Below are 8969 nucleotides of genomic sequence, written 5' to 3' on the forward strand. Positions count from 1 at the left end.
CAGTCGCGATCTGATCAAAACTTGAACAAGTTGCGCAATTTGCGCACAGGTCACACGCCTGCCGCCCTGAATCTGCTCGATTCGGGGCGGCATGGCCTCAACGGCGGGCAGTTGCGCTTCTAGGCTCGGGCCATGCTTGACGCCGCCATGATGCAACGCAGCGCGGGCGTGGCGCATGTCGCCATGGATCGCGGAAGGCTGACCGGATTGTCCCAATCCGGCAGCGCCAAGGCCATGCTGCCGCGTTGCCATGGCGCCGCGCCGCAACTGGTCTTCCTGAACACCTCCGGCGGGCTGACGGCGGGGGACAGGCTGGAATACGGCGTCACCCTTGCCCCGGATACCCATGCCATCGCCACCACCCAGACCGCCGAGCGCGCCTATCGCGCCGAGGGCGGCATGGCCGAGGCGCGGGTATCGCTGCGCGTCGGTGCGGGCGGCTCGCTCGACTGGTTGCCGCAGGAAACCATTCTCTTCGACGGCGCGGCTTTGGCGCGTGAAACCGAGGTGGAGTTGCAGGGCGACGCCGCCTTTCTGGGACTGGAAACCGTGGTGCTGGGTCGCGCGGCGATGGGCGAAACCCTGCGACAGGTGTGGTTTCAGGACCGCCGCCGGATCCGCCGCGACGGGCGGCTGGAACTTCTGGACCCGTTCCGGCTGGATGGCCTGGTGCTGACCCGCGCCGACAGCCCGGCGCTGCTGGACAATGCCCGTGCCTTCGCCGTCCTGATCCTGTCCGCACCCCATGCCGAGGATCGGCTGGACGCGCTGCGCGGTGCCCTTGAACCGGGTGTCGAAACCGCCGCCTCGGCCCTGCCCGGGCGGGTCGTCCTGCGCGCCCATGCCGCCGATGCCTGGCCGCTGCGCCGCCAGATGGCGCGGCTGATCGAGATCTTGCGACCGGGCGGGCTGCCCCGCGTCTGGCAGTCATAGGAGAGACGGATGAACCTGACCCCCCGCGAAAAGGACAAGCTGCTGGTCAGCCTCGCCGCCATGGTGGCGCGCGGGCGGCTGGAACGCGGCGTCAAGCTGAACCACCCCGAGGCCATCGCGCTGATCACCGATTACGTCGTCGAGGGCGCCCGCGATGGCCGCAGCGTCGCCGATCTGATGTCGGCGGGCGCGGGCGTCATCAGTGCCGAGCAATGCATGGCGGGCGTGCCCTCCATGATCGAGACCGTGCAGGTCGAGGCCACATTCCCCGACGGCACCAAGCTGGTCACCGTCCACCACCCGATCCGATAGGAGCATCCATGTCCCGATTTCCCGCCATTGCCGCCGCGCTGACGCTGCTGCCCTTGACCGCGCAGGCCCATCAGGGCGATCACAGCCATGTCGCGCCGACCCACGGGCTGACCTCGGTCGATCACCTCTCGGTGCTGGTGCTGTTGGGGGTGGTCGTGGCGCTTCTGGCCTTTGTCTGGGCGCGCCGATGATCCCCGGTGAAATCATCCCCGCCGAGGGCGCGATCACCCTGAATGCGGGCCGCGCCGCGATCGCGCTGATGGTCGCCAATACCGGCGACCGCCCGGTGCAGGTCGGCAGTCACTACCACTTCGCCGAGACCAATCCCGGCCTGAGCTTCGACCGGGCGGCGGCGCGCGGCATGCGCCTGGACATCGCCGCCGGCACCGCCATCCGCTTCGAACCCGGGCAAAGCCGCGAGGTCCGGCTGATCCCGCTCTCCGGCGCGCGCGAGGTCTGGGGGTTCAACCGGCACGTTATGGGGGCGCTCTGATGCCCATGCAGATTTCCCGTGCCGCCTATGCCGACATGTTCGGCCCGACCATCGGCGACCGCCTTCGCCTTGGCGATACCGATCTGATTATCGAGGTCGAGCGCGACCTGACCACCTATGGCGAGGAGGTGAAGTTCGGCGGCGGCAAGGTCATTCGCGACGGCATGGGCCAAAGCCAGATCACCCGCGAAGGCGGGGCGATGGACACGGTGCTGACCAATGCGCTGATCCTCGACCATTCGGGGATCTACAAGGCGGATATTGGCCTGAAGGACGGCCGCATTGCCGCCATCGGCAAGGCCGGCAACCCGGATACCCAGCCCGGCGTCGACATCATCATCGGCCCGGGGACCGAGATCATCGCTGCCGAGGGCCGCATCGTCACCGCCGGCGGCATCGACTGCCATATCCATTTCATCTGCCCCCAGCAGGTCGAGGATGCGCTGCATTCCGGCGTGACCACCATGATCGGCGGCGGTACCGGCCCGGCGCATGGGACACTCGCCACCACCTGCACGCCGGGGCCGTGGCATATCCGCCGGATGCTGGAAGCCGCCGACAGCCTGCCGATGAATATCGGCCTTGCCGGCAAGGGCAATGCCTCCCGCCCCGAGGGGCTGGTGGAACAGATCCGCGCCGGGGCCTGCGCGCTCAAGCTGCACGAGGATTGGGGCACCACGCCCGGTGCCATCGATTGCTGCCTGACCGTGGCCGAGGGCATGGATGTACAGGTGATGATCCACACCGACACGCTGAACGAATCCGGCTTTGTCGAGAATACGCTGAAAGCCATCGCCGGGCGCACCATCCACGCCTATCACACCGAGGGCGCGGGTGGCGGCCATGCCCCCGACATCATCCGCGTGGTCGGCAGCCAGAACGTCATTCCATCGTCAACCAACCCGACGCGGCCCTATACGGCCAATACGATCGAGGAGCATCTGGACATGCTCATGGTCTGCCACCATCTCGACCGGGCGATCCCGGAGGATGTGGCCTTCGCCGAATCCCGCATCCGGCGAGAGACCATTGCGGCCGAGGATATCCTGCACGATCTGGGGGCGTTCAGCATCATCTCGTCCGACAGTCAGGCCATGGGGCGCGTGGGCGAGGTGATTACCCGGACCTGGCAGACCGCGCACAAGATGAAGGTCCAACGCGGAAGGCTGGAGGGCGAGGCGGGCGAAAACGACAATCTGCGCGCAAGGCGTTACGTGGCGAAATACACCATCAACCCGGCGGTGGCGCATGGGATCAGCGCCCATGCCGGCAGCGTGGAGGTCGGCAAGCGCGCCGATCTGGTGATCTGGTCGCCGGCCTTTTTCGGCGCCAAGCCGGAAATGAGCCTGATCGGCGGGCAGATCGTCATGGCGCAGATGGGCGATCCCAATGCCTCGATCCCGACGCCCCAGCCGATGTACTCGCGCCCGATGTTCGGCGCGCTTGGTCGGGCGGCCGGGTCGGCTGCTGTGCATTTCGTCAGCGCGGCGGGGCTCGAATCCGGTGCGACCGACGGTCTTGCGAAGCAGGCGGTGGCCGTCACGGGCACGCGCGGCATCGGCAAGCGCGACATGCGCCTGAACGACGCCACCCCCGAAATCGAGGTCGGTCCCGAGACCTATGAGGTCCGCGCGGATGGCCAATTGCTCACCTGCGAGCCGGCGACGGAATTGCCGCTCGCGCAACGTTATTTCCTGTATTGAAGGAGGGTTCGATGAATTTTCTCGCCAATGGGGACCAGTTGGGCGTGGCCGTGGCCGTGCTGCCGGCGGATCATGGCCGCAAGGTGGTGGGCCGCGTCGTGCTGGATTACGACGCCCGCTGCCTGCGTCGCAAAAGGCTGGCGACCGAAGGGGGGGCCGACTTCATGGTCGATCTGCCACAGACGGTCAGCCTCGATCCTGGCGCGGCCTTCGCGCTTGCTGACGGCACCGCCATCGAGGTCGCCGAGGCGCATGAGCCGGTGCTGCGCATCGAAGGCGACCTGCCGCGCCTCGCCTGGCATATCGGCAACCGCCATTGCCCTTGCGAAATGGCCGAGGATCACCTGACCATCCGCGCCGATCCGGTGCTGGAGGATATGCTTCGCAAACTTGGAGCGAAGATTGCAAAGGGCTTCGCGCCCTTCCGTCCCGAAGGCGGGGCTTACGGACATGGACGGACCTTCGGCCATTCCCACTGAGGCCGCGCGGCTTCTGGCCGTGCAGCTTCTGTCCCCGGCCTTCCCGACCGGGGCATTCGCCTATGCGCAGGGGCTGGAATACGCGATGGATCGCGGAGCGGTCGGCGATGGCGCGGCGCTGGCAGGCTGGCTGGCCGATGTGCTGGAATATGGCGCCGGCTGGTCCGACGCGGTGATCCTGTCGCTGGCCTTGCGTCCGGGCGCCGATCACGCGGCGCTGGATGAACTGGCCCGCGCGCTGTGCCTGACCTCGGAACGGCTGACCGAGACATTGGAACAGGGCGCGGCCTTCGCGAGGGTCGCGGCCCCGCTGACCGGTGCCGAGGCCGCGCCCGCCGCCCTGCCGGTCGCGGTCGGGCGGGCGCTGGCGGGGCTCGGCCTGCCGCGCGCCGAAATCATAGGGCTTTACCTGCACGGGCAGGCGCTGAACCTCATTCAGGCGGCGGTGCGCTTCATGCCGCTGGGGCAGGCCGAGGGGCAGCGCATCCTTGCCAGCCTGTCGCCGGTGATCCTGCGGCTTGCCGCGGGGGCAGCGGAGGCGGGCGAAGACGATCTGGGCGGCTGCGCCATCGGTGCGGAAATGGCGCAGGCGCGACATGAAACCATGACAGTCAGGATATTCAGAACATGACCAACGGCCCCCTGCGCGTCGGCATTGGCGGCCCCGTCGGCGCCGGCAAGACCACGCTGACCATCGAGCTTGCCCGCCTGCTGGCCCCGCGCCTGTCGATGGCGGTGGTGACGAACGACATCTATACCCGCGAGGATGCCGAGGCGCTGATGCGCGCACAGGTCCTGCCGCAGGACCGCGTGCGCGGGGTCGAGACCGGCGGCTGCCCGCATACCGCCATCCGCGAGGATGCCAGCATCAACCTCGCCGCCATTGCCGATCTGAACGCGGCGCTGCCGGATCTGGAACTGGTGCTGATCGAATCGGGCGGCGACAATCTGGCCGCGACCTTCAGCCCTGAACTGGCCGATCTGACGATTTATGTCATCGACACCGCCGCCGGGCAGGATATTCCGCGCAAGAAGGGGCCGGGGCTGGTGCGGTCCGACCTGCTGGTTGTGAACAAGACCGATCTTGCGCCGCATGTCGGCGTCGATGCGGAACTGCTTGAGCGCGATGCAAAAACCGCGCGCGGCTCGCGCCCGGTGGTGATGGCTGCATTGCGGCAGGGCAAAGGCGCGGAAGATGTCGCGGAATTCATCATCCGCGAGGGAGGATTGTCCCCGCGCGCCTGATCCCGGCCCGGAATTGCCGCGCATTTGGGCAGTCCCGGCCCGTTCTGGCCGAATAAGCGCCAATTGTCGGCATCGACGCCCGGAAATGCGCCGCGAAGATTGCCTGAAACCCCGGCAGCGGATTTTCTGCAGATGCGAACGGCCCCGAGCGGTCGGAAGTGTGCGACGGCAACCGCCTGGAAAACGACGCCGCCGCACGGGTGCAACGAAGTTGCCGCATGAGATTAGCACCGCACCCGGTCGCCGGGAAGCGGGCAGCTTATTGCGGCCCGAAAGGGAAATGACATGCAGGGAATGAAGGTTTTTCTGGCCAGCAGCGCGCTTGGCCTGGTGCTGGCGGGAACCGCCTGGGCGCAGGATGACACGATCAAGATCGGCGTTCTGCATTCGCTGTCCGGCACGATGGCGATTTCCGAAACCACGCTCAAGGACACGGTCCTGATGATGGTGGAACAGCAGAATGCCAAGGGCGGCGTGCTGGGCAAGCAGATCGAGGCGGTGGTCGTCGATCCGGCCTCGGACTGGCCGCTTTTCGCGGAGAAGGCGCGCGAACTGATCAGCGATCAGGGCGTCGATGCGATCTTCGGCTGCTGGACTTCCGTCAGCCGCAAATCCGTCCTGCCGGTGATCGAGGAGTTGAACGGCCTGCTGTTCTATCCGGTGCAATATGAGGGCGAGGAATCCTCGAAGAACGTCATCTATACCGGCGCCGCCCCGAACCAGCAGGCGATCCCCGCGGTGGATTACATGCGCGACGAACTCGGCGTCGAGAAATGGGCGCTTCTGGGGACGGATTACGTCTATCCGCGCACCACGAACACCATTCTGGAAGCCTATCTGAAGGATAACGGCACCGCGCAGGAAGACATCTTCGTCAACTACACGCCCTTCGGGCATTCCGACTGGTCGAAGATCGTGGCCGATGTCGTGGCGCTCGGGAAGGACGGCAAGAAGGTCGGGGTGGTCTCGACCATCAATGGCGATGCCAATGTCGGCTTCTACAAGGAACTGGCCGCCGCCGGCGTCAGCGCCGACGATATCCCGGTCATGGCCTTCTCGGTCGGCGAGGAAGAGCTGTCGGGTCTGGATACCGCGAACCTGGTCGGGCATCTGGCCGCCTGGAACTATTTCGAATCCGCCGAGACGCCGGAAAATGCCGCCTTCATCGAGGAATGGCACAAGTTCACCGGCAACGATGCCCGCGTGACCAATGACCCGATGGAAGCCACCATGATCGGCTTCAACGCCTGGGTCGCGGCGGTCGAGAAGGCCGGCTCGACCGAGACCGACGCCGTGCTTGACGCCATCGTCGGGGTCGAGGTGCCGAACCTGACCGGCACCATGGCGCAGGTTCTGCCGAACCACCACCTGACCAAGCCGGTCCTGATCGGCGAGATCCGCGATGACGGCCAGTTCGATATCGTCAGCGAGACCGATCCGGTGCCGGGCGATGCCTGGACCGACTTCCTGCCCGACAGCGCCGTTCTGGACGCCGACTGGCCGGGCAAGGAATGCGGCATGTTCAACACCCAGACGAACAGCTGCGTCCAGATCCAGTCGAATTACTGACCGGCCGGGGGCGGCCCTGGCGCCGCCCCTGTCCCGCAGGAACGGAAAGGGCCGATATGCGCCGGATATTTCTTTGCCTTCTTCTCATGATCGCCGCGCCCGTCTGGGCGCAGGATCTGGGCACAGTGCTGGAGGCCAATCGCGACCGGATCGAAAAGCCCTCGCGCCAGACCATCGGCCCGGTGATCGCCGAGATCGCCGCCAGCGGTGAAGGCGCGGTGGCTTTTCTGGAGGCATGGGGCGACCGCCGTATCGGCGTGGCCGATGACGGTCGCCTTGCGATCATCGACGGCGACAGCGCCACGGATGCGGTGACCGGCGCGGCCATTGCCGGCGAGGTGAAGGCACTCAGGCCGAATTCCGGCGTGCGCAGTCTGATTGCGGCGGCACTGGTGCCGGCGCAACTGGCCGATCCCGATATCTCGCGCCGCCGGGCGGCGCTGGATGCGCTTGGCCGTGACGCGACGGCGGAACATCTGCCGGCCCTGCGCGCCGCGCTCGACGATCCCGATCCCGGCCTTGCCGCCCGCAAGGCGCGGCTGGAACGGCTGCTGACCATCCGTTTCGACCCCGACCCGGCGGCCCGCGTGGCGGCCATCGAGAGCTTCTCGGGCGACACGAGCGCCGATCTTCAGGCGGCGCTGAACCCGCTTCTGTCCACCACCCGCATCGCTGCGACCGCATTGCCGCCCGGCGCCAATATCGCCCGCGAGCTCGATATCGGCGATGACCTGACCCGTATCGAAGCCTATCGCCTGCTGGTCGATGAGGGGCTGGCCCCGCCACGGCTGAGCGATGAGGAACAGAAAGCCGCCCTTGCCGCGAACCTGGATGACTGGCAGGTCGGTGGCGTGCCCGCAGCCAATCTCGACAGCCCGGACGCCCGCGACCGCGCCTATCGCGCGCTTGCCGCCGAAGGCAAGGTCCGCCCCGCCGCCAGTGCCGAGGATGTCGATGCAGCGCTTGCCGCCCATGTCTTCGCCGATATCTACACCGAACCTTCAGCCGAAGTGACGAATGCCGCCCGCGCCACGCTGAACGGCCTGATGTTCCGCGAACGGGCGCAGCAGGGTGCCGATATCGCGCTGGATGCGCTGTCCTTGGCCTCGATCTATTTCCTGGCCGCCATCGGGCTGGCCATCACCTTCGGGGTGATGGGGGTCATCAACATGGCCCATGGCGAGTTCATCATGATGGGCGCCTATACCGGCTATGTCGTGCAGGGCTTCATCGCCAACAAGACGGTTTCGCTGGTGGTGGCGCTGCCGGCGGCGTTTCTGGTCACGGCGCTGGCGGGGATCGTGCTGTACCGGCTGGTCATCCGCCATCTGGCGAAGCGCCCGCTGGAGACGCTTCTGGCGACCTTCGGCGTTTCCATCGCCCTACAGCAACTGGCCAAGAACATCTTCGGCACCCAGGCCCGGCCGCTGACCGCGCCGGATTGGCTGGGTGGCTCCATCGGCTTTGGCGAGATCGTCTCGATCTCGACCATCCGCGTTGCCATCTTCGTGCTGGCGCTGCTGTTTCTGGCGCTGTTCCTGTTCATCACCAAGCGCACCCGCATGGGGCTGAACATGCGCGCGGTCACCCAGAACCCGGGCATGGCAGCCAGCATGGGCGTCAATCCCGACCGGGTGGCGATGCTGACCTTCGGCCTCGGCTCCGGGATTGCCGGGATTGCCGGCGTGGCCATCGGGCTTTTCGCCAAGGTCACGTCAGAGCTTGGCAGCGATTATATCGTCCAAAGCTTTATGACCGTGGTCGTGGGCGGCGTCGGCAATATCTGGGGCACGCTGGCCGGGGCCGCCATGATCGGCGGGCTGCAAAAGGGGATCGAGGTCCTGAACCCGGCCAATACGCTGGCCGCGCAGACCTGGATGATCCTTTTCATCATCATTTTCATCCAGTTCCGGCCACGCGGCATCTTCCCGACCCGCGGCCGCTTCGTCGAGGGCTGAGCCATGTCGATCCGCAAATATCCGTCCGTCCTGATCTTTCTGGCGATCCTGTCGGTCTTCACCATCGCGGTGACCGCCATGTCGCAGGCTTACGGGACCGGCGATATCCCGACCTCGACCATCAAGCTGTTCGGCAAGACGCTGTGCCTGGCGCTGGCGGCCCTGGCGATGGATCTGGTCTGGGGCTATGCCGGGATCCTCAGCCTCGGTCACATGGCTTTCTTCGCGCTTGGCGGCTACATGATCGGCATGTGGCTGATGTATGCCCGGACCGAGG

The 8969-nt window shown here is 66.5% G+C and carries 10 protein-coding genes and 1 pseudogene; all 11 read left to right on the plus strand.

The window, feature by feature from the left end; all coding sequences use genetic code 11:
• Window positions 1-132: 132 nt before the first annotated feature.
• Window positions 133-933, plus strand: coding sequence for an urease accessory protein UreD (locus Q0330_RS04785; RefSeq protein ID WP_366518302.1), 801 nt, complete (start codon window positions 133-135; stop codon window positions 931-933).
• Window positions 934-942: 9 nt separating this feature from the next.
• Entirely contained in the window at window positions 943-1245 is a 303-nt protein-coding gene (locus tag Q0330_RS04790) for an urease subunit gamma (RefSeq protein ID WP_299475231.1), read from the plus strand.
• 8 nt (window positions 1246-1253) lie between these two features.
• Window positions 1254-1436: a hypothetical protein gene (locus tag Q0330_RS04795; RefSeq protein WP_299475234.1), complete on the plus strand. Its 183-nt coding sequence runs from the start codon at window positions 1254-1256 to the stop codon at window positions 1434-1436.
• On the plus strand, window positions 1433-1738 hold the full coding sequence (locus Q0330_RS04800) for an urease subunit beta (protein ID WP_299475237.1): 306 nt from the start codon (window positions 1433-1435) through the stop codon (window positions 1736-1738). The genes Q0330_RS04795 and Q0330_RS04800 overlap by 4 nt, the downstream gene beginning before the upstream one ends.
• Window positions 1738-3441, plus strand: coding sequence for an urease subunit alpha (ureC, locus tag Q0330_RS04805; protein ID WP_299475241.1), 1704 nt, complete (start codon window positions 1738-1740; stop codon window positions 3439-3441). Before Q0330_RS04800 ends, ureC begins: the two co-directional genes overlap by 1 nt.
• 11 nt (window positions 3442-3452) lie before the next feature.
• Window positions 3453-3920 carry an urease accessory protein UreE gene (locus tag Q0330_RS04810; RefSeq protein WP_299475244.1) on the plus strand — a complete coding sequence of 156 codons (468 nt, stop codon included), beginning with the start codon at window positions 3453-3455 and terminating at the stop codon, window positions 3918-3920.
• Window positions 3892-4551 (plus strand): urease accessory UreF family protein, encoded by a 660-nt coding sequence (locus tag Q0330_RS04815; protein ID WP_299475247.1) that lies wholly within the window; start codon window positions 3892-3894, stop codon window positions 4549-4551. Before Q0330_RS04810 ends, Q0330_RS04815 begins: the two co-directional genes overlap by 29 nt.
• Window positions 4548-5165: an urease accessory protein UreG gene (ureG, locus tag Q0330_RS04820; RefSeq protein ID WP_299475250.1), complete on the plus strand. Its 618-nt coding sequence runs from the start codon at window positions 4548-4550 to the stop codon at window positions 5163-5165. Before Q0330_RS04815 ends, ureG begins: the two co-directional genes overlap by 4 nt.
• A gap of 285 nt (window positions 5166-5450) precedes the next feature.
• Window positions 5451-6734, plus strand: a complete 1284-nt coding sequence (gene urtA, locus Q0330_RS04825; RefSeq protein ID WP_299475253.1) for an urea ABC transporter substrate-binding protein — start codon at window positions 5451-5453, stop codon at window positions 6732-6734.
• A 56-nt stretch (window positions 6735-6790) separates the two neighbouring features.
• Window positions 6791-8692, plus strand: coding sequence for an urea ABC transporter permease subunit UrtB (gene urtB / locus Q0330_RS04830; RefSeq protein WP_299475256.1), 1902 nt, complete (start codon window positions 6791-6793; stop codon window positions 8690-8692).
• Between the two features lie 3 nt (window positions 8693-8695).
• Window positions 8696-8969, plus strand: a pseudogene (locus Q0330_RS04835) (urea ABC transporter permease subunit UrtC); the annotation flags it as partial.

Source organism: uncultured Paracoccus sp. (assembly GCF_937873615.1).
Lineage (GTDB): Bacteria > Pseudomonadota > Alphaproteobacteria > Rhodobacterales > Rhodobacteraceae > Paracoccus.

What these genes read in the sequence shown, in the direction of transcription:
- Q0330_RS04795 (WP_299475234.1), top strand. Translation starts at nt 1,254, where the DNA reads ATGTCCCGATTTCCCGCCATTGCCGCCGCGCTGACGCTGCTGCCCTTG.
- ureC (WP_299475241.1), top strand. Translation starts at nt 1,738, where the DNA reads ATGCCCATGCAGATTTCCCGTGCCGCCTATGCCGACATGTTCGGCCCG.
- Q0330_RS04790 (WP_299475231.1), top strand. Translation starts at nt 943, where the DNA reads ATGAACCTGACCCCCCGCGAAAAGGACAAGCTGCTGGTCAGCCTCGCC.
- Q0330_RS04810 (WP_299475244.1), top strand. Translation starts at nt 3,453, where the DNA reads ATGAATTTTCTCGCCAATGGGGACCAGTTGGGCGTGGCCGTGGCCGTG.
- Q0330_RS04800 (WP_299475237.1), top strand. Translation starts at nt 1,433, where the DNA reads ATGATCCCCGGTGAAATCATCCCCGCCGAGGGCGCGATCACCCTGAAT.
- Q0330_RS04785 (WP_366518302.1), top strand. Translation starts at nt 133, where the DNA reads ATGCTTGACGCCGCCATGATGCAACGCAGCGCGGGCGTGGCGCATGTC.
- urtB (WP_299475256.1), top strand. Translation starts at nt 6,791, where the DNA reads ATGCGCCGGATATTTCTTTGCCTTCTTCTCATGATCGCCGCGCCCGTC.
- ureG (WP_299475250.1), top strand. Translation starts at nt 4,548, where the DNA reads ATGACCAACGGCCCCCTGCGCGTCGGCATTGGCGGCCCCGTCGGCGCC.
- urtA (WP_299475253.1), top strand. Translation starts at nt 5,451, where the DNA reads ATGCAGGGAATGAAGGTTTTTCTGGCCAGCAGCGCGCTTGGCCTGGTG.
- Q0330_RS04815 (WP_299475247.1), top strand. Translation starts at nt 3,892, where the DNA reads ATGGACGGACCTTCGGCCATTCCCACTGAGGCCGCGCGGCTTCTGGCC.